The organism is Kitasatospora sp. NPDC023385 (assembly GCF_055664045.1).
This window is the reverse complement of sequence record NZ_JBVOOL010000006.1, coordinates 23795-49342: the sequence shown is the minus strand read 5'-3', so window position 1 is coordinate 49342 and position 25548 is coordinate 23795. Positions and strand designations below refer to the sequence as shown.

Here is a 25548-nt window from a genome sequence, read left to right as displayed (position 1 = left end):
GTGACACACCACCCGTGAAATCCAAGGACGAGGCCCAGACCTGGGCCCAACAGATCACCGAGCACATGGCCCGGACCGCCGGGATCGAGACCGACCCCGCGACCATCGACGCGCTCTTCACCCCGTGCACCGGCAAAAACGGTGAAACCGCCTCCGATGACCGGTACATCCTGATGTACAGCGTGAAGAGTTCGGTGCCGCGGGCCCAGCACCCGGAGGTGGTCGGAAAGGTCCGGGACATGCTGGCCGGCGAGGGCCTGACGGTGCAGGGCTACCGCGAGACCGTGGACGGCAAACCGGACGCGCTCGTTGACGCCTTCCACCCCAGCAGCCGGTACCTCGCCACGGCGGATACCTCGGGCAGCGGAGACCGCATGTACCTGCGAATCATCACTCCCTGCCTACTGCCGCCCAAGGCGCCTTCCCCCACCGCATAACGCCTGCTATTCCGAGAAGCACGGCTCACTGCGGCGGGAAGGGTGCCGTGGTGGTGGCGGGCGACGGCCTCCAGCAGCGTGGTGCGGGCCCGGCGCCAGCGGACGTCCTCGGTGCGGCCGGCATCGGCGGCCCACTCGGGCAGCGGTCGGTCCTGCGCGGCCGGGGCGCAGGCGGTGGCGACCGCGGCGGAGACGCGGGGCTGCTGGGCGAGGGCGGCGAGCAGATCCGCGCCGCCGCCGTCCTGCGGCAGGGCTTCGGCCAGCAGGATCCGCGGGGGCCCAGGAGCCGGAGGCATCGGCCAGCCGGGCCGCCCGGAGGGAACACCGCCAGCACGCTGCCCGGTGAGACCCCGCGACACCTGCAAGCGCCCGGACGACGAGCAGGGCGACGGCCGGGCGTGACCCGCTCCCCCTGGCCGAGCGGGTCACGCCGCGAAGGGCCGCCCGACGCCGCACGGAGGCCAGCCGGTCGAACAGGCCGCCACCCCGCTTCGCGGTCTCCGCTCTTCACCATGAGGCGACTTCCGCGTTGCGGAACCGGATTCCTCCGCGCGTGACGGCAAGCTCTGGTGGTGGCGGCAGCGTGCCGCCGGGTTGTCGGGGTAAGCGTGCACCTGGCCGCAGCCGGACGTTGGGAGACACAATGCCGAATGACGAGCAGGAACTCGCCGACGCCCTGGAAGACCAGGGATGACCGACCCCGCACCCGCGGCCGGGGTGGCAGTGCCCGGCCGGTGACAGCCGGGCCGACGTGGGGCCCCGCCCGTGTGGCCGAACAGCAGCCCCCGACGAGTCGACGAAAGGACGCCGCGAATGCCGCTCAAGCGAGCGCAGCACGACAACCGCCCCAGCCGCGACCTGGAACTGAACCCGGTCTTCAGCCGTGAGCCCGTGAAAGTCCCCCGTCACGCCCTCCCGAAGGGCGAGATGGAGCCGGAGACCGCCTACCAGCTGGTGCACGACGAGCTCATGCTGGACGGCAACGCGCGGCTGAACCTGGCGACGTTCGTGTCGACCTGGGCCGAGCCGCAGGCGCTGCGCCTGATGGGCGAGTGCGCCGAGAAGAACATGATCGACAAGGACGAGTACCCGCAGACGGCCGAGCTGGAGACGCGCTGCGTGCACATGCTCGCCCGGCTGTGGAACGCCCCCGACTCCCACCGGGCGGTGGGCTGCTCGACCACGGGTTCCAGCGAGGCGGCGATGCTCGGCGGACTCGCGCTCAAGCGCCGCTGGCAGCACCGCCGCGGCGCGGACGGCACGGCGGCGAAGCCGAACCTGGTCATGGGCGTCAACGTGCAGATCTGCTGGGAGAAGTTCGCCGACTACTTCGACGTCGAGGCCCGCTACGTCCCCATGGAGGGAGAGCGCTACCACCTCTCTCCCGAGGCCGCGGTCGAGCTGTGCGACGAGAACACCATCGGCGTCGTCGCGGTGCTGGGCTCCACCTTCGACGGCAGCTACGAACCGGTGGCCGCGCTCGCCGCCGCCCTGGACGACCTCCAGGAGCGCACGGGCCTGGACATCCCGATTCACGTCGACGGCGCCTCGGGAGCGATGATCGCCCCGTTCCTCGACCCCGACCTCGTCTGGGACTTCAGGCTGCCGCGGGTGGCCTCCATCAACACCTCCGGCCACAAGTTCGGCCTGGTGATGCCCGGGGTCGGATGGGCGCTGTGGCGCGACGAGCAGGCCCTGCCCGACGACCTGGTCTTCCACGTGAACTACCTGGGCGGTGACACGCCCACGTTCGCGCTCAACTTCTCCCGCCCCGGCGCCCAGGTCGTCGCCCAGTACTACAACTTCCTGCGCCTGGGCTTCGACGGCTACCGGCGCGTCCAGCAGACCTGCCGCGACGTCGCCACCCGCCTGGCCGGCGAGATCGCCAAGCTCGGCCCGTTCGAGCTGATCACCGACGGCAGCCAGACCCCCGTCTTCGCCTTCCAGGTCCGCGAAGGGATCGACGCCTTCAGCGTCTTCGACGTCTCCGCCGCGCTGCGCGAGCGCGGCTGGCTGGTACCCGCCTACACCTTCCCCAGGAACCGGACCGACCTGGCGGTCCTGCGGATCGTCGCCCGCAACGGCTTCAGCCACGACCTCGCCGACCTGCTGCTCGCCGACCTCAAACGCGTGCTCGAACGCCTGGAGCACCAGAGCGGCCCGCAACGCAATGCCGACAATGCGGGCGGCTTCGCCCACGGCGCGGAGACCAAGAACCCCAGGCACCCGGGGCGAAGCTGACGCCCGTGCCCCAGGCACGGCCGCAACGGCCCCCGACGCGGCCGCGACGCGCCCCGAGGAGAGGCAGGACCCCGATGTGTCGTTTGTTCGGCATGAGCAGTGCGCCCCGGCGCAGCCGTGCGACGTTCTGGCTGCTGGACGCGCCCGACAACCTGAGCGCCCAGAGCCGCCGGGAGCCCGACGGCACCGGGCTGGGCTACTTCACCGCCGACGGGACGCCGCAGGTCCACAAGGCCCCCGTCGCCGCGTTCCAGGACCGCGCCTTCGCCGAGGACTCGGCGGAGGTGGAGTCGGCGACGTTCCTGGCCCACATCCGCTACGCCTCCACCGGAGCCCTGCGGGCGTCCAACACCCATCCCTTCGAGCAGAACGGGCGGCTGTTCGCCCACAACGGGGTGATCGAAGACCTGGACCGGCTCGACGCCCGCCTCGGAACGGATCGGTCACTCGTCAAGGGCGAGACCGACTCCGAACGCTTCTTCGCCCTGGTCACCCGGGAAACCGCCGCACACGGCGGGGACGTCAGCGCCGGCATCGTGGCCGCCGCCCGCTGGGTGGCCCACAACCTGCCCCTCTACGCCCTCAACGTCGTCCTCACCACGAGCGACCAGCTCTGGGCCCTGCGCTACCCGGACACCCATGAACTGCACGTCCTCGAACGCCGGCCCGGCGGACACCACGGCCACCGTCGCCTGGACCACGCCGGCGCCGCCGGACGCATGCGCGTCCACTCGGGCGACCTCGCTCACGCCCAGGCGACGGTGGTCGCCAGCGAACGCATGGACGGCAACCCGTACTGGCGGCTGATGGAGCCCGGTGAACTCCTGCACGTCGGGCCCGACCAGACGGTCACGCGCCGCATCGTCCTGCCGCAGGAGCCCGGCCACCGCCTGACCCTCGCCGACCTCCACCCCACGGCCGCCGCCTCCCAGCGGGCGGCCTGAGGCCACAGCCGGACCACTCGCGCGGGGCGGCACCAGCCGGCCCCGCGCGGCACCAGGCTCCGTCGGCCCGTGTGGGCCGGCGGACCCACGACTCACGGATGAGGCAGCGGCCCTGACCGTGCCTGCCGCTTGTGCGGACTCGTTGACGGAGCATGTGAACGATCACAGCGGCCGCATACACCCGGCGCGCCCTGCTCACCACGGCCGCCGGGACGGCCACCGGCCTCGCGCTGACCGCCACCGGGCCGGCACGTAGTCGCCCATGGTTCCGGTAGCTGACCGCGAGGAGGCCGGCGGGAACCTCACCCGGACGTCAGCCGGCGGTGCGCGGTCCGGACGATCTCGTGCCAGAACGGCGCGGCCGACAGGTAGCCGCCGAGCGCGGCGAGCACACCGAACGAGACGTCGACGCTCACCCGGCCCTGCTTGGCCCAGTAGACGTCCTGGAGGTCCAGCAGCAGCGCGAACTCGTCGGTGATCAGAGCGGCGCCCGCGCCGTACGCGGCGGCCACCCCCGGGTGGCCGACCGCCTGCTCGTCGCCCCGGACGGCCACCAGGCCGACCCCGGCCAGCGCCGCGATGCCGATGTTGTAGTGGTGCAGGTGCTTCCCGCCGGCAGAAACGTTCCCCCATGGCAGCCAGCCGCCCTTGATCCCGTGCGTGATGAGCCGCACCGTGCCGAAGGTGACGCCGAACGCCGCCCACATCACCACCAGCGACCGCTTCGTCGGCGTCAGGTGCCGGTCCGCTGCCCGACGCCACTCGTCCACCAGCCGCATGGGTGCCGTCGTTGCCATGCCAGCGACCTCCGCGTCCCGTCCGGTCCCCCGCAGGCGACGCTAGCCGAAGTGCCGCCCGCCCACTCGGCGGACAGCGGTGGATCCCGGGTGCCGGCCAGGACGGCAAGGGCGTGGTGACGGCGGTGCGGCCAGGACGGCAGGGGCGCGGTGACGACGGTGCGGCGGCCGGTGGGCGGGGAGGCAGCGCTCCGAAGCCGTACGGCCTTCCGGGGCAAGGCCCCTGCACGCGGGATTCCGGCGGCGGCGCGGACTTCCCCCGTCGTTCTCCCGACAGCCGGTGTCATCGATGGTCGCGTTGCTGCCGGCGCGCTCAGCTCTCGCTGCTTCGACCGGCGCCTCGGCCGCGACGCGGTCGAGGGCCCCCACTAGCGGGCCGCTGCACACCGGCGCCCCGCCCTGGCGGACTTTCTCCGCCGGGGCGGGGCGGGTCGGGCGAAGGCCGGACGGTCGAGCGGGGAGAGTCGCCTCCGCGGACACACCCACCCGCCGCGCTACGAGCCCTCGGCGTCGGAGGACGGCGGGAAGCGGTGCCAGACCCGGTGGGCGGCGAGCAGCTCGGTGAGCGGCCCCACCGCCTCGTCGGGCGCGACACCCGCGAGGACGCCGGGGGCGTTGGTGGGGATGCCCGCGGCCTGCAGCGCGGTCTGGCCGCCCGTCACGGCGACGAGGGGTTTGGAGTGGCGGTAGGCCTCGGTGAGCATGAGCACCAGGCGGGGATCGACGCCGGAGGAGGCCGGCAGCGGGTTGCCCGCCTTGGCGTCGCGGGAGGCGTTCGCCCCCCGGACCGGGCCCGGGGCGCCGACCAGGACGAGCGCGTCGAACTCCACCGAGCGGGCGGTGTCGAACGTCCGCTGCACGGCGAGGGGTTCGGCGTCGCCCCCCGTCCGGAGCTCGCCCCCGACGCCGGCGATCACGAGCGGGACCAGGCCGGCCGAGAGCACGGCCCGGCGCACGGTGGTCAGCGACCCGTGGTCGGTTCCCGCGACGAGGCCGACGGTCCGCCCGTCCACCGGCCAGGTCCGGCCGAGCTGGGAGAGGGCGGGGCTCGGCCGCACCTGCCCGTACGGCTCCGTGGGCTTGGGCGCGGGCAGGCCGAGTCCGGCGGCCACCTGGGCGCACAGGTGGGGGTCGATGTCGGCCAGCACCTGGAGACCGCGCTCCTTGACGGCCTGCTCGTAGCACTTGCCGAGTTCGAAGGTGTACGCGGCGATGATGTGCTCGCGCTCCACCGGGCTCATGCTCGCCCAGAACATGCGCGGCTGGCTGAAGTGGTCCGCGAACGAGGCCGGGGCCTCGCGCACCTTGGCGGCGGCGGCCACCGGCGTCGGGTACTCGATGAAGGCGTGCTCGTCGGCACCGGCGAAGAACGGGCAGCCGCCGTCGAGCGAGTTCGGCTTGTAGGGCGCGACGCCGGAGTGGACGGCGTGCTGGTGTAAGCCGTCGCGCAGCATGTCGTTGACGGGGGCGTGGGTGCGGTTGACCGGGATCTGGGCGAAGTTCGGGCCGCCGAGCCGGGTGATCTGGGTGTCGAGGTAGGAGAACAGGCGCCCCGACAGGAGCGGGTCGTCGGTGATGTCGATCCCCGGCACCAGGTGTCCCGGGTGGAAGGCGACCTGCTCGGTCTCGGCGAAGAAGTTGGTGGGGTTGGCGTTGAGGGTGAGCAGCCCGACCGGGCGCACCGGTGCGAGCTCCTCCGGAACGATCTTGGTCGGGTCGAGGAGGTCGATGCCCTCGAAGGTCTGCTCGGGGGTGTCGGGGAAGGTCTGGATGCCGAGTTCCCACTGGGGGAAGGCGCCGGCCTCGATCGCGTCGGCGAGGTCCCGGCGGTGGAAGTCCGGGTCCGCCCCGGCGACCAGCTGGGCCTCCTCCCAGACCAGGGAGTGCACGCCGAGCTTGGGCTTCCAGTGCCACTTGGCGAGGGTGCTCGCGCCGTCGGCGTTGACCAGCCGGAAGGTGTGGACGCCGAAGCCCTCCATGGTGCGGAAGGAGCGCGGGATGCCCCGGTCGGACATGTTCCACAGGGTGTGGTGGGTGGCTTCGGTGTGGAGGGTGACGAAGTCCCAGAAGGTGTCGTGCGCGGACTGGGCCTGCGGGATCTCCCGGTCCGGGTGGGGCTTGGCCGCGTGGACGACGTCGGGGAACTTGATCGCGTCCTGGATGAAGAACACCGGGATGTTGTTCCCGACCAGGTCGAACACCCCCTCGGAGGTGTAGAACTTCGTCGCGAAGCCGCGGGTGTCGCGGACGGTGTCCGCCGAGCCGCGGGAGCCCAGCACCGTGGAGAAGCGCACGAACACCGGCGTCTCGACGTCCTCGGCGAGGAACGCGGCCTTGCAGACGGCTCCGGCCGTCCCGTACCCGCGGAAGACACCGTGCGCGGCCGCGCCCCGGGCGTGGACGACGCGCTCGGGGATGCGTTCGTGGTCGAAGTGGGTGATCTTCTCGCGCAGGTGGTGGTCCTGCAGCAGCACCGGGCCGCGGGGGCCGGCCTTGAGGGAGTGGTCGCCGTCCGGCAGTCGGACTCCCTGCGCGGTGGTCAGGAAGTGGCCGTCCTGGGACCTGGCCGGCGCCCCGGCGCCCGTGTCACGGCCGGTCGCGGTGACCGGCCGGGGCGCGGCCTGGTCGGGCTTGGGCGGCAGTGGACCGTTCGGGTCGACGGGCTCCGCGACGCTCGGCGGGGCCGCGCCGGGCGCACCGGGTACCTCCGGGCGCTCCCCGGAGGCGGCGTTCTGGACGACGTCTACGACCTTGTCGGCGATCTTCTTCAGCGGGCCGGGCTCTTGCATGCGATGGCCTCCTCCTCGTCGGGACTGCCCTTCTCGGGTAACCCCGGCCCTGTGCGGCCAAACGGCTCCCGGAGATCCGGCCCCGGGCGCCCAGCGTGTTCCCGCGACCGGCGGCACCCGGCCGGAGCGCAACGCCGACTCGACGTGCTCTTCGTCAACGCGGGTACCACCAACGACCAGCGGACACCCATCGGGGCGGTCGCGACGGCCCACTTCATCGACATGATGGTCACCAACGCGTTCAGTCCCGTGCGCGTCATCGAGGCCCTCGAAGACCTGGTGTCCCCGGCGGGACTCATCGGGACGATGTCCTCCGGACAGGGCAGCATCACGAACAACACGACCGGCGGCCGCGAGGTCTACCGAGCGAGCAAGGCGGCCCTGAACATGTTCCTGCGGAGCTTCGCGGCCCGGCGGAGCGAGCCGCAGCGCGCCTTCGTCCTCATGGCGCCGGGCTGGATCCGCACTGCCCTGGGTGGTCCGGACGCGCCGTACACCATCGAGGAGACCGTCCCCCTGCTGGTGGACGTCCTGCTCTCCCGACTGGGCACGCCCGGCCTGGCATACCTGGACCGTTTCGGCCGGACCGTCCCCTGGTAGACCCTGCGGGGCGGCATCAGCGATGTGGACGGTGTCGCCGAGCGCCGTTTCGTCGAATTGGGGCCGGAGCCGGCGGCCGAGTGGATCATCGAGGTGTGCGGCTGGCAGGACCAGACCCGCGTCCTCCACGGGCACCTGCCCTCCCAGCTGCGCCTGGTCCACGACGGCTGGGGGATCGGGATCGACGCCTTCGCCCCGTACCTGCGCGTCCAGCTGTGCGCCGGCCGCCTCGGGCCGGACGGCACCTTCGCCGACGTCTCCGCCTTCCTGGACGGCACGGTCAACGCCACCGACCGCGAGGAACTCGCCCGGGCCGTCCAGGAGCTGCGCAAACGCCTGGACGCCCCGCAGCCGCCGAACCCTGGGCCGCCGAACGCTACGGCTTCCCCAAGCCCTGACCCGCCGTCACACCTTCGAGCGGCTTCCCGGCCCCGAGGCCGGGAACACTCTCCGCCATGACCGACACCACCCTGTTCCAGCCCGGCACCACCGCGATCCGTCGCGACGTCCACGCCGACCGGGTGTGGACCGCGATGCCGCAACGGGTGATCGACGACACCGGCCACGTGCTGACCCTGGCCTACTGGCCGGGAATCGAGAGCCTGGCCCCGACGACCTGGATCACCTCCACGCGCACCGGCGACGACACCACCCGCCAGCAGGGCCTGGCAGACCTGGCGGCCGGCACCTGGACCCTGGACCACTACCGCTGGACCGGCACCGAGCTGCTGTCCCACTTCCTGGACGGCGAGTGGTTCTCCGTGCACTGCTTCCAGGACGCGACCACCCATGAGCCGCTGCGCTGGTACGTCAACTTCGAGCACCCCTACCGGCGCCGCCCCGGCCTTGGCGTCGACACCATGGACCTCGCCCTCGACCTGGTCATCACCCCCGACCTGTCGGGGCACCACTGGAAGGACACCGAGGAGTACTCCCAGCTGCGCCGCCTCGGTGTGGTCGACGACTACGTGGGCCGCCAGGTCGAGCGGGCCCGAGGCCGGGCGATCAGCATGCTGGACGACCGCACCGGGCCGTTCGCCGGCGGCTGGAAGACCTGGGCACCGGATCCCTCCTGGCCGCTGCCGACACTGCCGCCCGGCGCCGACGACGCGGCCACGGCGGCGACCCCGTACCGGCCGTGACGAGCAGCGACACGGGAAGCGGGCCGGCCCGCCTGCGGGTGTGCGCGGTCCTGCTCCACGACGGCCTCGTGTGACTGATCCACCGTCAGCGCCCGGCCGGAGTACAACTCTCCTGCCCCGGCGGCGTGGTCGAGGACGGCGAGGACCCCACCGAGGCGCTGCGCCGGGAGCTGCTCGAAGAACTCCGCCTCGACCTGGCCGTGCTGCCTGCGCCGCCGGTGTTGCGCTTCGTCCAGGACCAGAGCACCCCGCAGCCGGGTGAGGCCGAGCCGTTCCGGCGCCCGGCACCTGGTCTTCACCGCCCACCTGCCCGACGACCTGGTGGAGGCCGTCGGGACTCCCGCGCTGGTCGGTGCGGTCGGGGTGGTGGGAGCCGGACACCGTTTCGGGAGGGTGTGTCGATCGCCGCCACCTCCACCGCCTGCGGCGTCGGCTGCACCGGGTGGCGCATCAGCCACTCGCTGGTGAGCACGTCGAGGACTTTCTCCTCGTAGTGCGCGCGGATGACGTCGCCGACCAGCGGGTCGCTGTAGAGGCGCTTGCACGCCTGGCAGCGGTGCGCGTACTGGTCCTCCCAGACGATCCTCGGATCCCGAGCTGCCGCCCAGGCCAGGATCCGTTCGGGGCCCTCGTCCCTGATCCACCGCTTGAGGAAGTCTGCCTCGGCCCGGCGCCGACTCTCGTGGACCCCGTCGGTCGACACCTGGCCGACCTGCAACTCCGGGATCGACTGGGTGCCGAGCCCACAGCAGGCCATGATCCGGCCGTCGGCGAGGACGGTGACGGTGTCGATGACACTGTCACAGCCGCTGCGCCGGAACAGGTTGCCGGCGTTGATCGTCGTCCCCTCCGGGTAGGAGAAGTGCTCGTGCTCGTCGAGCGGCATCCACGGGCTCTCGCACAGCGTCAGCGACTCCCGTTCGGACGGGTGAGGAGCTCGCGGAACAGGGGGTGCTCGGACAGGGTGCGTCCGGTGATGCGGTTGGCGGCCCGCGTCTCGATCATCACGGCGCAGGTGAGGCCCCGGTCGAGGCCGGCCCGAACGGCGTACAGGACGTGTTCGATCGGTACGAAACGTGCGTGCTCGTCGCCGGTCGACACGTTCAGCTCGCCGAGGCCTGCGTCGGCGAGGGGGGCGAGTGCTCGGGCGGCCTTGTCCGGCGTCCGCGCCCAGAAGGCGTTGGACACCATCCGCGACGGCATTCCGTGATCGGTCACCCGCTGGACCAGCCGAGGTAGGCCGCTGCCGTAGAGCATCGGCTCGCCGCCGGTGAACGCGGCCAGGTTGTACTTGTCGGCCGCCGCCTCGTCGATGAGGCGGGCGGCCTCCTCCTCGGCGAGCCTGGTTCTCACCCGCGGGCTGCTCTGGGTGCCGCACTCCCCGCACTCCGCCGTGCAGCGCAAGGTCAGGAGCAGCGAGAGGATGCGCCGTTGCGGGAGCGGGTCGAGGATCCCGAAGCCTGCTTGCGGCGTCGTCGTGTCGGTGCTGCGCTCATCCACCGAGCGCCGCCCGCCCGGCGAGGATCTGGGCGATCTGCTGGTCATCGAGCTGCCGCATCACCAGCTGGATGGTCTTGCGGGACAGAGCCTCGTCCGGCCGTGCTACTCCCAGGGCCACGACGACGACCGCGACGAACACCAGCAGCACAATGGCGATGTCGTTGTCCAGATGAAGTATGGACGCCCGTTCGGGCTGCTGCGGAGGCCACGTCGGCGGGGCTTCCCGCAGTGAGGTGACTACTTGATGCTCTTCGAGAGCGGCGTCGCCAGCTGCATGAAGTTCGGCAGTCGGCCGAGGATGTTGTCGCCGCTGAGGAACAGCAGCCGGTCGCCGACCCGGGTCACGACGATCTCCTCGCTGTGGTACGGGCCCTGGGGCACCTTCTTCACATCGAGGGCCTCGTCGCCGAGTCCCGGCACGGGCTGCTGGGTCACGGTCAACGGGACCGGCTGACCGTCGACCCCCTTGCCCGTGAAGGACTTGCAGCGCTCGGTGTACGCCCGGATCTCGCCGAGCAGCTTGGCCGCGTCGCCGGGATGGTAGGCGGCCAGGTAGACCTGGACCCTGTTCTCGCCGTCGTAGACCTCGTTCATCGCGCCTGAGGCCTTGAAGTCCTGGGAGAGGAGAGTCCCGGCCAGACGCATCTGGGTGCACGGCTCCTTGGGTAGCGTCGGCGCGACCGGATCGTCCACGACGTAGGTGCCGGTGTCGGTCTGGTTGCCGTTGCCCTGGATCGTCCACCCCGCGGGCAGGGTGGCGGCGGTCGGCAGCAGGGTGCGCAGGGCCGCGCCGGTGGGGACCGGAGGGCCACTGGGGGCGCTGCTGGGAGAGCCGAACGCCGGGGCTCCCGAGGTCTGGAGCGTCGGCGTGGCCGTCGGGGCGGCGCCCACGGAGGCGGCACTGTCATGGGCGGTAATGGCCGGCTTGTCGGGGGCGGCTCCAGGGTCGGAGGAGCATCCGGTGACAACGGCCGCGGCCATGGTGGCCGCGCCGACCGTGAGGAGAAGTTTGCTGGTGGTTCGGGTGGTGGACACGAGGACCCCCGTCGGGTTCGTCATTCGAATGCAGGATTTCGTGAGCGCGCGGCGGTCAGTCCGCCAGGAGTGCTCACAGAGCGATGCCGCCAGGGCATCATCGGACGGTGTCGGCGGGTCGGCGCCGGCCGACCGCAGGGTTCGCTGCACAGGCCGCGCGGTGGCCACGGGCGCTCGTTGACGCACTTCCCCCTTGGCGACCCGGAGACTCGACGGCACCGGCGTCTTCCACACGATCTCTGTCACGGTCTGAATCGTGCTCGATCCACCAGCTCGGGGACATGAGTACCCGTACTCAAATCGGCACTCCGTCGGGCTCGTTGGATCGGTGCTGCAATGGTTGCCGCGAACGACCCGCTGCCCGTGGCCCTCGTTCCGCTCGCTGCCGACAGACCCCCGTGGGTGTGGGGAGGACACTTCCGCCGGCGTCGAGGCGGAGCGGCACCGATGGGCCACCGCCACCGCTACCCTTCGGCCACCTGCCGCACGACGGCCCCGGCCCGGGGGCACCGGTTCCCGCCTCACCACTCCCGGACGGCGATCAGCTCCTCCACATCCGCGTCCCCGAACCCGTAGGCCGACGCGACGAACCAGAACTCCTCGGCGATCCACTCGCGCGCCACCGTCTCGATCTCGCTCCCGGCTGCCTCGAACTCTGCCTCCAGCAGGTTGAACTCCTCCGTCGCGGCATGGGTGAGCGCATACAGGGCCCCCAGGTCCGACGGCTGCTCGGCCTCGATCCGCTCGCACAGCCGCAGTAGGACCGCCCTGCCCCGGCTGACGGCGTGATCGGGGAAGTACGGGTCCTCGTACATCGGCTGCAGGAACGCGTGCCCTGCTACCCGCTGGTTCGTGATCGGCACGGTGCTTCCCCCCGACACAGAAGAACTGACGCGCCGATCATGCACGGCACCACTGACAACCGAGGCCGTGACCCCGTCCGAAGCCGTCATCCGGCCGGAGCGCCGGCGGGAGACACTGCCGCCTTCAGGGCCGCCCGCACGGTTGTCAGCGCGGCACGCACGTTCTTCACGACTTCACCCGACACCGCCCGGTTCGCGGGCGCCTCGTCGACGCCACCCGCTGAACCCGCCCAGCTTCCGTGCCGGCACTCCGGCCACCCGGAAGCCATCGCCGCCCACACCCTCCCTGCGCGGTATTCCAATCGGACGCGGCCGCATCCCGGGAGGCCGACCCCCTGCTGCCGCGGGTTCGCGGACCTCCCGGGTGAACTCGGGCCGGTGAGCCACTTCCTGCTCGCCTACGGGCTGACCGCCACCCGGGCGGAGAACCGCACCACCGCGCCGGACGCCCTGCTGGCGGCGAACGAACGCGGACGCCTCCGGCCGGATGCGCTCGGGGAGAAGGTGCTCACCCTGTGGTGGTCCACCTGGATCGGCTCGATCGTCGTCGGCCGGATCGCGGGCGCCATGGTGAGCCACGTCGACGTGACGGTCCTCGGCGACCTGGACTATCAACCCGCTCGCTGCCAGGGTCGCTCAGGAAGCCCGGGTCCAGGCCCTGGTGTCGTCCGCTGCGGCAGCGCCCGCCTCGGCGCCGCAGGACGTCGCGCCTGAGGTCCGGCCTCCCGCCTGAAGTGACGAGGGCTCCCCCCGGCCGTGCCGGGGGAAGCCTTCGTCATGTACCCCGCACGTACCCCGCCGAGGTGACTACTGCAGACCGGCGAGCAGCTCCTTCATCACGTCACTGGCGGTGGCGGCCACGGCATCGTCCCGGAAGCCCGTGTCGTGCGGGATGTACGCCCTCAGGACCCGGTTGGCGGTGACGGTGGCCAGACGGTAGTCCCGTTCGGAGAGAGCGCTGTCGTCCTTCGTCGACTGGAAGGCCTTCTCGCCGAGCGCGACGGGAGGCTTGGACACCGTCCCGGTGTCGCTCTTCTGCCAGTCCGCGTAGAACTGCTGGGCCCGCTCGGGGGTCCCGAAGGTCAAGGTCTCGAAGCTGACGTAGGTATCGGCCCTGGCGCCACCGGCGAACCAGAGGGTGCACGACTGCGAGGAGAACGCGTCCGCGGAACCGGCGTTGTACTGCTTCGCCTCCCCCTTGGGCGCCCGCGACTCCTTGCTGAAGAGCTGCTCCAGCTTTGTGCTGTCGATGTTCCGGCACTCGGCGGGCACGGGCCAGCTGGACGTCGAGGCGGTGCCTGAGGCGGCGCTCGGGGCAGGTGGAGTGGCCGTGGGGACGGGAGAGGTGTTCGGCGGGACGGCCTGCCCCGAAGCGGTCTTCCCCGTCCCGGGGGACAGCACCACGGCCGCCGTGACCACCGCTGCGGCCACCACGACCGCGACCCCGGCGACCAGCGCGTTGTTGCGCTCGCCCGGCGCCGGTGCGAGCGCCGGGGCCTGCAGCACCATCGTCGACTCCGGCACCGTGGGGGCCGGCGCCGAGGGCTGCGCAGGCACGGTCGCAGGTGGCGCGGTCGCAGGGGGCACGGTCGCAGGCGGCGCGGGCGGCGCCGGGTCCTCCGCCCGCTCCGGTGCCGCGTCCAGGTTGAGCAGCTCCACCGTCCGCCGGCCGATCTGCGCCATCAGCGGTGCGGCGAGCCAGCCGGCCGCGACCAGTTCGGCGGCCCCGCCCGGGGCGAGCCGGGCCGCGACCTCCTGCGGGGTCGGCCGGGCGGCCGGGTCCTTGGCCAGGCAGGCCTGCGCCACGGCGCGCAACTCGCCGTGCAGGCCGCTCAGTTCCGGTTCGCCGTGCGCCACCTTGTAGAGCAGCGCGGCCGCGCTGTCCGCACTGAACGGCGACTGTCCGGTGGCCGCGAACGCCAGCACCGCGCCGAGCTGGAACACGTCCGAGGCGGGACCGAGCGGTCGGTCCTGCACCTGCTCCGGCGACATGTAACCCGGTGAGCCCACCACGACCCCGGTACCGGTGAGCGAGGACGTGGCGAGGCTGTCCATCGCCCGCGCGATCCCGAAGTCGATCAGCACCGGACCGTCCGGCGACAGCATCACGTTCGACGGCTTGAGGTCGCGGTGGATCAACCCCAGCCCGTGGACGGCCGCCAACGCCTCCGCGAGACCGGCCACCAACGCCCGCACCCCGTGCTCGGGCAGCGGCCCGAACTGCGCCACCGCCTCGGCCAGCGAGGGCCCGGCGACGTAGCCCGTGGCCACCCAGGGCTCGGGCGATTCGGTGTCCGAATCGAGCACCGGCGCCGTCCACGCGCTCCCGACCTGCCGCGCCGCGTCCACCTCGCGCCGGAACCGGGCCCGGAACTCCGCATCCGCCGCCAGCTCCGGCCGCACGACCTTCACCGCGACGGTCCGGCCCCCGACCGTCCGCCCCAGGTAGACGCAGCCCATCCCGCCCGCGCCCAGCCGCCCGAGCAGGCGGTACGACCCGATGACCGACGGATCCCCGGCCAGCAACGGCTGCATCGCCGCGCACTCCCCCCGATAGCCTTCGCCTTCCCGGCCACGGCACCCCGAAGCCGCCCAGAGCCTAGCGGTATCCCTCAGGGGCTCCTACGGCCCGCTCGGCCTCAGCCCTCCTCTGAACGTCCAGCAGCGCAAGGCGGACCTGTGACGGCCGGCGGCCCGTGGCCGGCCGGGGGGCGGCGGGCTTCGTGACTCCCGCTGCCACGACAGACCCACTCACACCGCGCTGAACGGTACGGGCCAGCGGCGCATGTGGGTGGGCAGGGTCAGTAGCAGATCGCCACGTCGATACATCAGGTTCTCGGCCAGCAGCAGGCCGGCCGCCTCCCGCTGCGTGGCGGTGAGGAGGTCTCCCGGCAGCGGAGTGCGTCCGGCCAGGAAGGTGGCGATCAGATCCGGGTGGTCGAGCATCAGATGGACGTCGTGCTCCGCCCGGGCGTCCTTGACCGTGATGAACCCCGGTCCCCGTCTGAAGTGGCACAGCCCGTACCGGAACGCCTCGTCCCAGGCCCGCCGGCGACCAGCCGGACACCCGGCGATCCTGCTCGGCGGCCAGAGGTGGTGCAGCGGTGCGGTGTCGAGTCCGCCGCCGGCGGCAGCCCTCCAGCGAACGGGCACACCTTCCTCCAGGGCGACCCGCAGGAACGCCAGAAACGCCAGGGCGGCAAGCGGGTCTCCACCCAACTCGACCTCGTCGTGCACGACGATGGCGCCGCGCTCCACCGTGGCGCCGTAGGCGGGGTCGTGCCTTCGGAGCACCGCTGCCGCCCGGTCGCCGAACACTGCGGTCACTCGGCTCCCTCCCACGACTGCGGGAAGACGCGCGCCGGGAGGTCCCGCACCGCCAGTGCCACGACCTGGTCCCCGTCGCGGTAGACGAGCCCGTGTGTCGTCAAACGCACCAGCGCCGCAGCCACATCCTCCTCCGACGCGTGCCACCCCTGCTCGGCGAGCGCCCGGACCGCGGACCGCGCAGTACGGACCCGCTCGGTGAGCCGGTACACGGCAGCGTCCAGACCGCGCAGCAGGTGGTCGCGCGCCGGCCAGCCGTGCCTGCGGTCGGCGATCCGCACCTCACCGTCGCCGTCGGCCACCATCACCAGGGACGACGCGGCGTGCGCTGCCTGCCACGCGTCGACCGCACGGTGGAGCCGGGCCTCGACCTCGCCCCGGATCCCCTGCGGCGGTGTGTCGAACAGGTAGACCAGATCCGCCAGTTCCTCGGGCGGCAGGTCGTAGACGTGGTCGTACACCCGGGACGGGGCCCGCTCGGCGAACCCCAGCTCGGGGCGTTCGAAGTTCGGGCTGAACCGTTCCAGCGCTATGCGGATGGTGCCGCCCGGTGGCTGGAGGTGCACCAGTGCGGGCATCTGGTCGATCACGGGCCGGTAGTCCGCGTCGCGTTCCCCGGGGAAGCCGTAGAGGTAGTTCCAACTCACCGTCAGGCCACGCTCGTGGCAGTCCCGCAGCAGGCGCACGTTCCGGGCGCCGCCGACGCCCTTGTCCATGAGGTCGAGTACACGGGCGTTGAGGCTCTCGATGCCGGGCTGGATGTGCACCACCCCGGCTGCCGCGAGCAGGTCGAGCTGGTCGGGGCGGAGATTGGACTTGACCTCGTAGTGCACGCGCAGGTCCCAGCCACTGGCGGCCATCCGCGGCAGCAGTCTGCCGAAGTAGCCCATGTCCATGATGTTGTCCACCATCACCAGGTCCAGGATGCGGTGGCGCTCGACCAGGCCGGACACCTCCTGCCACACGGCGTCGGCGTCCTTGCTGCGGAAGGCGATGGCCGAGCCGTTGAGCCCGCAGAAGGTGCACTGGTGCTTCTCTCCCCACCAGCAGCCGCGCGCTCCTTCGACGGCGAGCTTGGGCTCCACGAAGGTGCGCACCGGCGACGCCTCCAGGGCGCGCTGCCAGTCGGTGTAGTCGGGGGCGGGGATCAAGCCGGGCGGCACCTGTGCGGCGCTCTCGGGGTTCGCCACCGGCCGGTCGCCGTCCCACCAGCACAGCCCCGGTACGTCCAGCGGCGCTGTCGCTGCCGCGATGTGGTCCAGCAACGCGGGGAAGGCGAGTTCGCCCTCTCCCCGGACGGCGAAGTCGACGAAGCGGTGGTTGCGGTGCAGTGCCGCGCCCATCGGCCCGTCGCAGTTCGCCCCGCCCATGACGGTCCTCACCCCGGGCCGCCGCTGCTTGAGCAGCCGGGCCACCGCGAGGCTCGGCACGTTCTGCATGAACGTGGTCGTGAATCCGACGACGTCCGGGTCCTCGCTCAGGATCCGGTCGACGACCCGCTCGACGAAGGGGCGTGCGTACGGGCGCATCCGGCGCACGACGTCGGTGTCGACGCCACTGGCCTTCGCGTAGCGGTTCAGCTCCGACTCGCGCCAGCCGTCGTCGTCGTGGAGTACACCGGCGAACACCCAGTCTCCCAGCCCGTGGTGCAGACCGGTCTCCGCGACGTGCGTGTAGTCGTGCGGGGTGAGGTCCCCACCGCTCTCGGCGAGCAGGAACGCGGCCCAGTCCATCGCCGAGTGCACCTCGCGGACCTCGGCCTCCGGCCGGGTCAGTGCCACGCGGCGGCGCAGGATGCCGATCGCCAACGAGGGCAGCTCCAGCAGCTGCCACGGCATCGACACCAGGCTCAGCCTCAAACTCCGCTCCCCGCGCCGGGGCCGGGACCCCAGAGTGGGTGGGGCCCCGCCCGTCGATAGGCCTGTCTCGGCTTCGGCTCAGCTGTCCCGCTCGGCGGACAAGTCGACCCGGGACGGCGGAGCGTCGATCCGGTACGCCGGCGGAGCGTCGATCCGCGGAGTCGAGTTCGAAGCCCCGCTGCTCATCACGGTCTTGGTGATCTGCATCGTGGTCACCTCCTCTCCCACTGGCCATGGCGCGCAGTAGCCCGGCCGTTCACAGGCGTCCGGGCTTGCATGCCAGGTCACTGTAATCGGCACCTGACCACCGGTGAATAGGTACGACAATGCGCCTGGTACGGCTTCACGCCCGAGTTCCGATCGAGGACCGCCCGCTGCTCAGCGAGGCGGCAGTGGCCATCGCTTCTCCCGGTGAATGACGGGGGTCGGACATTCGCCCCCGATCACCGCAACGGCGCCCCGGAGCGTCCGCGCTCGGCCTCAGACGGCCAGGTCCACGGCCAGGTGGCCGGAGAGTGCCTGCAGGAAGTCGATCGCGTCGAAGGCCTCGCCCGCGGCGGCGACCCCGACCGTGCGGGTCTGCCCGGTGAGGATGCGGTGCACCGCCTCCACCGCAAGGGGTGCCGAGATGGCGTAGATGTCCCGGCCCCGGGCCACCGCCCGGCGCTGCTCGCCGCCGGACCGCACCACCACGTCGACCAGGAACGTCTGGTCGGAGCGGCCCTGCTCGTCGGCCGCGACCGGCGCCGGCGTCTGCGGGGCGGCGAGGTCCCGGACCGCCTCGACGGTCATGTAGCTGTGCAGGTCGGCGACGGTCAGGTGGCTCGGCACGGTCACGATGTCCGCCATGGCGAACTCGCCGATGACCGGGCGGATGCCCAGCGGCTCGGGGAAGGCCCACTGCAGGGCGGGCAGCTCGTCCTGGTGGTACGTCAGCCGGCCGCCGGTGTGGCGCAGCCTGTGGTCGCCGCGCCGCTCCCGCGAGACGGCGCCCGACAGCCGGGTGCCCGGGGTGGGGTGCCAGCTGCTCAGCCCGTAGGCGATGTGCACCTCGTCGGCTGCCGTCCAGTCGCCCATCGCGGCGGTGGCCAGCAGGTCGCCGAGGCCGCCGTAGAAGGCCATCGCGGGCACCACCACGGTGCCCGCGGCCCGGGCGCGGTCGGCGAACCGGTCGAAGGTGTCCAGGTTGGCCTCGATCTCCGCCGCCACGTCCACGTACGGGATCCCGGCGCGCAGTGCCGCCTCGACCACCGGGGCGACGGTAGCGGCGAACGGACCCGCGCAGTTGATCACCGCGTCGGCGCCGGCCAGCGCGCGGTCCAGCGAGTCCGCGTCCTCGACCGAGGCTGCCCTCGCCTCGCTCCCGGGGTGCTCGGCCGCCAGTGCCGCCAGCTTGCCGGCGTCCCGGCCGACCAGCAGCGGGCGCAAGCCCCGCTCCCGCAGCTGCGCCACCACGAACCGCCCGGTGTGCCCGTACGCCCCGAACACCGCGACCGTCTGACCCATGGTTCCCCGCCTCTTCCCTGCTCGTTTCCCGTTGCCACCATCCTGGCGGCGCGGCCCCCCGGGCGGTGAGTGTCCGGAACGACACGGCCCGTACAATTCCGGACATGGCTTCCGTCGCCCTGGCCGTCACCGACGGCATGCTGCACTTCGAACTCTCCCTGGCACACGAGGTCTTCGGCTCGCGCCCGGGCGCCCTCGCCGGCCCCTGGTACGACCTGGCCGTCTGCGCGCCGGGCCCGGTCCGGGTCGAACGGTTCCACCTGGAGCCCGACCACGGGCTCGACCGGCTGGCGGCCGCCGACACGGTGATCGTCCCGGGCTGGGCCGACGTGGACGTCGACCCGCCTGCCGACCTGGTCGACGCCGTGCGCGCGGCCCACCAGGCGGGGGCACGGGTGGCCTCGCTCTGCACCGGCGCGTTCGTCCTGGCCGCCGCCGGCCTGCTGGACGGCCGGCGGGCCACCACCCACTGGGCCCACACCGACGCGCTGGCCGCCCGCCACCCGCGGGTGACGGTGGATCCGGACGTGCTCTACGTGGACAACGGCAGCGTGCTCACCTCCGCGGGCAAGGCCGCCGCCATGGACCTGTGCCTGCACCTGGTCCGCCTCGACCACGGCGCCGCGGTCGCCAACACCGTGGCCCGCCGCCTGGTGGTGCCCCCGCACCGGGACGGCGGCCAGTCCCAGTTCGTCACCACCCCGGTGCCCGCCCCGGAGAACAACCCGCTCGCCGAGCTCCTTCCGTGGGTACTGCAGCGGCTCGACCAGCCCCTGACGGTCGAGGACCTCGCCCGGAAGGCCCGGATGAGCTCACGCCACCTGGGCCGGCACTTCCGCTCGGTCACCGGCACCACGCCGTTGCAGTGGCTGCTCACCCAACGCATCCGCCACGCACAGGAGTTGCTGGAAACCACGAACGACGGGATCGAACGGATCGCCGGCGCGACCGGGATGGGCACCGCCACCACCCTGCGCCGCCACTTCCAGCGCACGGTCGGCGTGCCCCCGGACACCTACCGCCGCACGTTCCGCGCCTGACGCCCGCCTGACGTACGCCTGACGCCCGCCTGACCCACGACCTGGCGACCAGCCCGCCGGGCTCCGGCTGAGCCGGAGCCCGGCGGTCGCGGCGCGCGCCGCTTCCGGCAGTGGTGGCCGCTCAGCGGTTGACCGACCGCATCCCGTCCTCGTCGTAGCGCTCGCCCGCCGCCTCGGGCAACTCCGCCTCGATACGCGCCAGGTCCTCGTCCGTCAGCTCGACGTCGACCGCGCCCGCGTTCTGCTCCAGGTAGGTGCGGCGCTTGGTGCCCGGGATCGGCACGAGGTCCTCGCCGCGGGCCAGTACCCAGGCGATCGCCAGCTGGGCCGGGGTGACGTCCTTCTCCGCGGCGATCTCCTTCACCTTCTCCGCGAGCCGGAGGTTGGCCGCCAGATTGGCCCGGGTGAAGCGCGGGTTGCTACGGCGGAAGTCGTCCTGGTCCAGCTCGTCGGGGGAGCTGAAGCGGCCCGCGAGGAAGCCGCGGCCGAGGGGGGAGTACGGCACGAAGCCGATTCCGAGCTCCCGGCACGCGGGGAGCACCTCGGCCTCCACGTCCCGGGACCAGAGCGAGTACTCGCTCTGGACGGCGGTGACCGGGTGGACGGCGTGGGCGCGGCGGATGGTCTCCGCGCTCGCCTCGCTCAGCCCGATGTACCGCACCTTGCCCTCGGCGACCAGTTCGCCCAGCGCGCCGACGGTCTCCTCGATGGGCACGGTCGGATCGACCCGGTGCTGGTAGTACAGGTCGATGCGGTCGGTTCCGAGCCGCGCGAGCGAACCGTGGACGGAACTGCGGACGTGCTCGGCGGAGCCGTCCTGGCGGCCCACCGTCGACATGTCGCCCGGCACGGCGCCGTCCATCCGGTAGTTGAACTTCGTGGCGATCACGTACTCGTCGCGGTGTCCCCGGACGGCCTCGCCGACCAGGGACTCGTTGGTGAGCGGTCCGTAGACCTGCGCCGTGTCGAGGAAGGTGATGCCCAGCTCCAGGGCACGTCGGATGGTCGCGACGCCCTCGTCCTGGTCGGCAGTGCCGTAGAAAGCGGACATCCCCATGCAGCCGAGGCCGATGGCCGACACCTGGAGGTCCCGCAGACTGCGCTGTTGCATGTGACGTGCCAGCCCTTCCCGTTCGTCCTTCTCGCGGCCCGCCGCTCTCCCGACGCCCCGCTCCGGGCACAGCGGCCGGCCCTCGTGTCCTGGGAGAGGACCATACGGGGCCCGCGCCGTCCGGAGGCGGACCGGCACGGCCGGGTGCGGCTCCGCGCGCGGGGCGGGCCGGCGTGCGGACGCTCGACGACGGTGTGTCACCCGGGCCCGGTACGAAGCCGCGCCCCCCGGCGCACCCCCGGCGGGCCCGACCTCCTGAGCCCGGGTGGCCGCGGGGCGAGTCGTGTCCCCTCGGGTTCCGTGCGGGAGGGCCGCGTCCGCTCCGGGCCGGGACCGGCTCCTCGCGACGCTCAGGGTGCCCCCCGGCGCCGCTGGTGCGGGTGGCGGCCTGCCGTCAGGACCGGCCGAGGCGCTTCAGCGCCGTCGCGACCGTTCGTCGCAGTGCTTGCGGGTCGGGCTCACCCGTGGCCCAGTAACGGGGACGGCACTTTCGCAGCCGCGTCCTCGTCACCGGTGGTTGGGGCCCGTTCTGCCAGACGATGGCGGGTGACTTCCGGGGCACGGGTCACGCCGACCTCATCGCCCGCGACGACACCTACGGCATCCTCGACGAGTGGGTGAACACAGGTGGAGCCTCCTTCTCCCGCCCCTTCCGGTTCACCGACTGGTACTCGCGCACGCGGTCGCCGCGCGCGGGATCGCCTGCGTGTACGGGGATGCGGGGCAGGGCAAGACGGTCGCGGTCCACCAGGCCATGGGCCTGCTGCCGCGCCGCGTGCCCGTCCGCCAGGCACAGGTGGCGGTGAAACCCCGGCCTGCGTCCGGCTCGCCAGGACTCTCGACGAGACCACCAACCTGTACGCCGTCACCGTGCCCGTGATGGAGACCGCCTACTGGGCCCGGAGCCTGGACGAGCAAAAAGCCGAAGTATGCCTCGCCGATGGCCGCCAGGCCGGCCCGGTCGCGGTCGCCGATGCCCGGCTTGTGCCAAGCCGACTGCTTGCCCGAGAGCCGGTCCGTCGCCGGATTCGCCCGCCTTGTCTCGGCGTTGTTCAAGGATGAACCAGGCTCTACTTGGCGCACCGCGACCTGTTCATGGCCGCCGACCGTGCGCGGTTCAGGACACGTCGAGGAGTACCTGCAGTAGCAGGCCAGGGATGGTCTCGAATCCCTCGGCCAGTAGACGTTCGATCCCCGCCGCGTAGGTGCTGTGGTCGATGCTGATGTGCTGCGCCCACTCGGCGGGCTGGTACCGGGCGAGCATGGAGAAGGCGTGGAGCCCTGCCCACCAGGCCATCAGGGGGTGGATCCCTCGGTCTGTCCCAAGGGAGGGGAAGAACAGTAGGTGGTCGGGGTTCGAGTAGCTACGCCGAAGGGTCCGCAGGTACGCGATGCGGTCCTGCGCCGAGGTCGACCAGGGGGCCTTGACGGCCCAGTGCAGCGTGGCGTCGCCCCAGCCGGGCGGGTACCAGCCCCAGCCGTTCTGGACGCGAAACCCGGGGTCGGCGTCGAGCAATTGTCAAGACCTGTGGATGAGGCCGCTGTCTCGGTCCCGTGGGGTGGTGGGGTGGAGGGAAGATGACTTGAGTCTCCAGTAAGGGGAGACACAAGGGTGGGGGCATGGACGGCGACGGACTCTTCACGATCGGGGCTCTGGCCCGTAGGACCGGGCTGACGGTCAAGACCATACGGTTCTACTCCGACACCGGGATCGTGCCGTCGGCCGACCGAAGCCCGGCTGGCTACCGGCTCTACGACATCACCGCGCTTGCACGCCTGGATCTGGTGCGCACTCTTCGCGACCTGGGCCTGGAACTTGCCGTCATCCGGCAGGTGCTGGACCGGGAGATCTCGGTGCCCGAGGTCGCGGCGGCACACGCCGACGCGCTGGAGGTGCAGATCCGCACCCTTCGACTGCGACGCGCGGTGCTGCGGGCGGTGGCCAAACGGGGCTCTACTCCCAAGGAGATGGACCTCATGCACAAGCTCGCGAAACTCTCCGACGACGAACGCCGACGCCTCGTCAACGACTTCATCGACGACACCTTCGGCGGTCTCGAAGCCAACCCCGACTTCGTGGCCCTGATGCGTTCGGCCATGCCCGAGCTGCCCGACGACCCCGAACCCGAGCAGCTCGACGCCTGGGTCGAGCTCGCCGAACTCACCCAGGACCCGGCCTTCCGCGCCTCCGTGCGACGGATGGCCGAGCACCAGGCCAACGAGCGTGCCCAGGGCGACACCACCGGCCTGCACCAGGAGCTCACCGAAGCCGTCCGCGACCGGGTCGGCGACGCCCTCGCCTCCGGCATCGCCCCGGCCTCCGCCGAGTCCGTGCCCGTCGTCCGCGACCTGACCGCGCGCTACGCCCGAGCCTTCAACCGTGCGGACGACGGCGAGCTGCGCGAGTGGTTGCTGACGCGCCTGGAGACCGCCAACGACCCGCGCGCGGAACGCTACTGGCACCTCGTTGCCGTGATCAACGCCTGGGCCCTCCCGCCGAGCCTTGCGCCCGTGTTCGCCTGGCTCATCGCGGCCCTGCGCGCCGGTGCCAGCAGCAGCCCTGGAACGCCGGCAGCTACGACCTCGCCCTGGCGCCCGACCCGGACGCACTCGCCTCCTGGGTCGACGGCCACACCGCGCGGGGCCGCAGCGCCCGGATCACCGCCGGATTCTGCTGGCCCTGGAACACGGGCGACGTCCCCCCGCTCGAGCCGGAGGTCACCATCCGCTGGCACGGCCCCGACCACCACGAACACACCTGGGCCCGCCCCTGGAACCTGCGCTCCGACCAGCCCGTCCCCGGCTTCCCTGACATCCCGGCCCGCCCGTACTGGGCAACCGACCGCGGCGGCCACGACCAGGTCGGCTGCATCTACACCGCCCAGGGCCTCGAGTACGCCTTCGGCGCCGTCATCCTGGGCGCCGACAGCCACCCAGCTGGGGCGAGGGCAGGACCGAGGACCACGTCGCCGACCTTGGCTTGAAACTGGATCAGTCGGTCGCCCGCAAAACCAACCTTCGCGACGAAAGGCAGGCTCTCACCACCGCCGGAACCGACCGTGCCCGGCACTGACACTTCGGTGAACGTCGAAGGGTGACCGTGGTGATCACTGTCGATCTCCAGGGGAAGACCCGGTTCGACGTGGCTGATCTGCCAGTCGCGGTTCCACCAGGGAAGTTCCTGCAGCACCTCGTTGAAGAAAGGGGGCAGCACAGTGAGATCCACCGGCTCAGGCGGGTTCCTCTGACCTCCCCAGATGACGCCAGGCCAGTACGTCAGTGCCGCGATCACGTCCACCGTCAGCGTGCGGTTGGCAATCTCCATGTCCGCACTCTCCCACCAGTCGACAGAGCGATCTCTCGCTACCAGGCAAGCGCTGTCTGACGCGGCGCTCATTCGGACCGTTGGAGGTCCCTGCCGATGCCCCGCCTCGGGGAGTAGCCGCCGGTGCTCATCGAAACGTCACCGTGGAGGTGCCGCGGACGGCTGGCAACGGTTCGCTCCTTGCAACCGTCGGGAGCCGCCGGCCAAGGTCAGTGCCCACACCGGGCCAGGTCGACAAGAGAACCACCTCACCCACCCGCCCTCGTCCCCGGTGGTCTGCCGAACGCCTCGCCCGGGGACGGCGCAAGGAGGCTACGGGTCAGTCCGCTCGCAGAATCCGGGAGACGTAGATGCGCGCCGGATCCGCCGTCTCGTCCACCGCGTACTCCACCAGCCCCAGATCCCGGCGCAGCGGTGTCGAGTGCATGCCGGGTCGACCCGGGACAGGCATGCTCAGGTGGGGGAAGGGGTTCTCACGAAGGTCGACGAGGAAGGCCACCACGGCGGAGAACACGTCGGACGAGGTGCCCGGGTCGGCGAGGAACTGCTCGACGGCCGGGGAGAGAGTGATCGGATCATCCTCGTCCGGACCCTCGAAGTACTCGCTCACCGGGTACCGAGGCGCCGAAGGATCGCGGAGGCGGAGGTGCCGGGGGCGGTCCCGTCCTGGACCGCTGTGTGGATGCGGTCGCCCTCCGGATCCTGGTAGAGCTCGGCCCGCAGCCACCAGCGCCGCAGGACGCCGCCGATCGTCGCGTCGTCCGCCTCGCCCATCTCCCGGTAGAACTCCATCCGTTGCGCCGGGGGGAGGGCAGCAGCGACGGCGTCCTGGGTACGGGCAATGGGCTGGTGGCCGTCGTGGTGGCCGTGCACGGGTGCGGCGCTCACCGTTCCTCCGGGGCTTCTCGTCGGGCGGTCCTGCACCAGTGTCCTCCCCCTGCCGACCGACCCGACACCCGGGGGAGCGGTCACGCCGCGGAAGCGCCCGGTCAACTCCGCCGGTGATCGGGCGATGACATCCCCGGCCGGATC

24 protein-coding genes and 3 pseudogenes are annotated in these 25548 nt (G+C 72.0%); 11 read left to right on the top strand and 16 right to left on the bottom strand.

Annotated features, from left to right (window positions below):
* The first annotated feature begins 14 nt into the window (after positions 1–14).
* The 3 genes from AC0B61_RS11720 to AC0B61_RS11710 all read left to right on the top strand — a co-directional run bounded on the left by AC0B61_RS11720 (position 15) and on the right by AC0B61_RS11710 (position 3622).
* Positions 15–437: a hypothetical protein gene (locus AC0B61_RS11720; RefSeq protein WP_471740471.1), complete on the top strand. Its 423-nt coding sequence runs from the start codon at positions 15–17 to the stop codon at positions 435–437.
* An 813-nt stretch (positions 438–1250) separates the two neighbouring features.
* Positions 1251–2678, top strand: a complete 1428-nt coding sequence (locus AC0B61_RS11715; protein ID WP_471740470.1) for a glutamate decarboxylase — start codon at positions 1251–1253, stop codon at positions 2676–2678.
* A 74-nt stretch (positions 2679–2752) separates the two neighbouring features.
* A complete protein-coding gene (locus AC0B61_RS11710; RefSeq protein ID WP_471740469.1) occupies positions 2753–3622 on the top strand; it encodes a class II glutamine amidotransferase in 870 nt (289 codons plus the stop codon).
* A 302-nt stretch (positions 3623–3924) separates the two neighbouring features.
* On the opposite strand, the gene AC0B61_RS11705 is transcribed toward AC0B61_RS11710, so the two are convergent.
* On the bottom strand, positions 3925–4419 hold the full coding sequence (locus AC0B61_RS11705) for a hypothetical protein (protein WP_471740468.1): 495 nt from the start codon (positions 4417–4419) through the stop codon (positions 3925–3927).
* Between the two features lie 494 nt (positions 4420–4913).
* Positions 4914–7208, bottom strand: coding sequence for a catalase (locus AC0B61_RS11700; protein WP_471740467.1), 2295 nt, complete (start codon positions 7206–7208; stop codon positions 4914–4916).
* 120 nt (positions 7209–7328) lie between these two features.
* Between AC0B61_RS11700 and AC0B61_RS11695 the strand changes: the two are divergent.
* The 4 genes and pseudogenes from AC0B61_RS11695 to AC0B61_RS11680 form a co-directional block, all read left to right on the top strand.
* A pseudogene (locus AC0B61_RS11695) lies at positions 7329–7808 on the top strand (SDR family NAD(P)-dependent oxidoreductase); the annotation flags it as partial.
* Positions 7809–7832: 24 nt separating this feature from the next.
* Entirely contained in the window at positions 7833–8267 is a 435-nt protein-coding gene (locus AC0B61_RS11690) for a hypothetical protein (RefSeq protein WP_471740466.1), read from the top strand.
* Complete coding sequence (locus AC0B61_RS11685; protein WP_471740465.1) at positions 8264–8950, top strand: DUF402 domain-containing protein; 687 nt, start codon at positions 8264–8266, stop codon at positions 8948–8950. Before AC0B61_RS11690 ends, AC0B61_RS11685 begins: the two co-directional genes overlap by 4 nt.
* Positions 8951–9024: 74 nt before the next feature.
* Positions 9025–9144: pseudogene (locus tag AC0B61_RS11680) on the top strand (NUDIX domain-containing protein); the annotation flags it as partial.
* Positions 9145–9245: 101 nt separating this feature from the next.
* On the opposite strand, the gene AC0B61_RS11675 reads toward AC0B61_RS11680, so the two are convergent.
* The 5 genes from AC0B61_RS11675 to AC0B61_RS11655 form a co-directional block, all read right to left on the bottom strand.
* On the bottom strand, positions 9246–9836 hold the full coding sequence (locus tag AC0B61_RS11675; RefSeq protein ID WP_471740464.1) for a hypothetical protein: 591 nt from the start codon (positions 9834–9836) through the stop codon (positions 9246–9248).
* 20 nt (positions 9837–9856) lie between these two features.
* Entirely contained in the window at positions 9857–10450 is a 594-nt protein-coding gene (locus AC0B61_RS11670; RefSeq protein WP_471740463.1) for a radical SAM protein, read from the bottom strand.
* Entirely contained in the window at positions 10443–10589 is a 147-nt protein-coding gene (locus tag AC0B61_RS11665) for a hypothetical protein (protein ID WP_471740462.1), read from the bottom strand. The genes AC0B61_RS11670 and AC0B61_RS11665 overlap by 8 nt, the downstream gene beginning before the upstream one ends.
* Before the next feature lie 98 nt (positions 10590–10687).
* Positions 10688–11485 (bottom strand): hypothetical protein, encoded by a 798-nt coding sequence (locus tag AC0B61_RS11660; protein ID WP_471740461.1) that lies wholly within the window; start codon positions 11483–11485, stop codon positions 10688–10690.
* 521 nt (positions 11486–12006) lie between these two features.
* A complete protein-coding gene (locus AC0B61_RS11655) occupies positions 12007–12348 on the bottom strand; it encodes a DUF5713 family protein (RefSeq protein ID WP_471740460.1) in 342 nt (113 codons plus the stop codon).
* 378 nt (positions 12349–12726) lie between these two features.
* On the opposite strand from AC0B61_RS11655, the gene AC0B61_RS11650 reads away from it, so the two are divergent.
* Positions 12727–13062 (top strand): hypothetical protein, encoded by a 336-nt coding sequence (locus tag AC0B61_RS11650; protein WP_471740459.1) that lies wholly within the window; start codon positions 12727–12729, stop codon positions 13060–13062.
* 93 nt (positions 13063–13155) lie between these two features.
* Here the strand turns inward: AC0B61_RS11650 and AC0B61_RS11645 are convergent, their stop codons facing one another.
* From AC0B61_RS11645 to AC0B61_RS11625, 5 genes are all read right to left on the bottom strand, one after another.
* Entirely contained in the window at positions 13156–14883 is a 1728-nt protein-coding gene (locus AC0B61_RS11645; RefSeq protein ID WP_471740458.1) for a serine/threonine-protein kinase, read from the bottom strand.
* A 216-nt stretch (positions 14884–15099) separates the two neighbouring features.
* The gene (locus AC0B61_RS11640; protein WP_471740457.1) at positions 15100–15675 is read right to left on the bottom strand and encodes a DUF5825 family protein; all 576 of its coding nucleotides are present in this window, start codon (positions 15673–15675) and stop codon (positions 15100–15102) included.
* A complete protein-coding gene (locus AC0B61_RS11635; protein WP_471740456.1) occupies positions 15672–17534 on the bottom strand; it encodes a RiPP maturation radical SAM C-methyltransferase in 1863 nt (620 codons plus the stop codon). The genes AC0B61_RS11640 and AC0B61_RS11635 overlap by 4 nt, the downstream gene beginning before the upstream one ends.
* Before the next feature lie 78 nt (positions 17535–17612).
* The gene (locus AC0B61_RS11630) at positions 17613–17741 is read right to left on the bottom strand and encodes a hypothetical protein (protein WP_471740455.1); all 129 of its coding nucleotides are present in this window, start codon (positions 17739–17741) and stop codon (positions 17613–17615) included.
* A 273-nt stretch (positions 17742–18014) separates the two neighbouring features.
* The gene (locus tag AC0B61_RS11625; protein WP_471740454.1) at positions 18015–19040 is read right to left on the bottom strand and encodes a saccharopine dehydrogenase family protein; all 1026 of its coding nucleotides are present in this window, start codon (positions 19038–19040) and stop codon (positions 18015–18017) included.
* A gap of 104 nt (positions 19041–19144) precedes the next feature.
* Here AC0B61_RS11625 and AC0B61_RS11620 point away from each other — a divergent pair, with 104 nt between their 5' ends.
* Entirely contained in the window at positions 19145–20080 is a 936-nt protein-coding gene (locus AC0B61_RS11620) for a helix-turn-helix domain-containing protein (protein WP_471740453.1), read from the top strand.
* A gap of 121 nt (positions 20081–20201) precedes the next feature.
* Here AC0B61_RS11620 and AC0B61_RS11615 read toward each other — a convergent pair whose 3' ends face one another.
* The gene (locus AC0B61_RS11615; protein WP_471740452.1) at positions 20202–21191 is read right to left on the bottom strand and encodes an aldo/keto reductase; all 990 of its coding nucleotides are present in this window, start codon (positions 21189–21191) and stop codon (positions 20202–20204) included.
* A 1117-nt stretch (positions 21192–22308) separates the two neighbouring features.
* Entirely contained in the window at positions 22309–22707 is a 399-nt protein-coding gene (locus tag AC0B61_RS11610) for a YaaC family protein (protein ID WP_471740451.1), read from the bottom strand.
* A 104-nt stretch (positions 22708–22811) separates the two neighbouring features.
* On the opposite strand from AC0B61_RS11610, the pseudogene AC0B61_RS11605 reads away from it, so the two are divergent.
* Positions 22812–23735 (top strand): annotated as a pseudogene (locus AC0B61_RS11605) (MerR family transcriptional regulator); the annotation flags it as partial.
* Positions 23648–24175, top strand: coding sequence for a DNA/RNA helicase domain-containing protein (locus tag AC0B61_RS11600; protein WP_471740758.1), 528 nt, complete (start codon positions 23648–23650; stop codon positions 24173–24175). The pseudogene AC0B61_RS11605 and the gene AC0B61_RS11600, both read left to right, overlap by 88 nt.
* A 660-nt stretch (positions 24176–24835) precedes the next feature.
* Here the strand turns inward: AC0B61_RS11600 and AC0B61_RS11595 are convergent.
* Positions 24836–25126: a hypothetical protein gene (locus tag AC0B61_RS11595; RefSeq protein WP_471740450.1), complete on the bottom strand. Its 291-nt coding sequence runs from the start codon at positions 25124–25126 to the stop codon at positions 24836–24838.
* Positions 25123–25404 carry a hypothetical protein gene (locus AC0B61_RS11590; RefSeq protein WP_471740449.1) on the bottom strand — a complete coding sequence of 94 codons (282 nt, stop codon included), beginning with the start codon at positions 25402–25404 and terminating at the stop codon, positions 25123–25125. Before AC0B61_RS11590 ends, AC0B61_RS11595 begins: the two co-directional genes overlap by 4 nt.
* Positions 25405–25548: the final 144 nt, after the last annotated feature.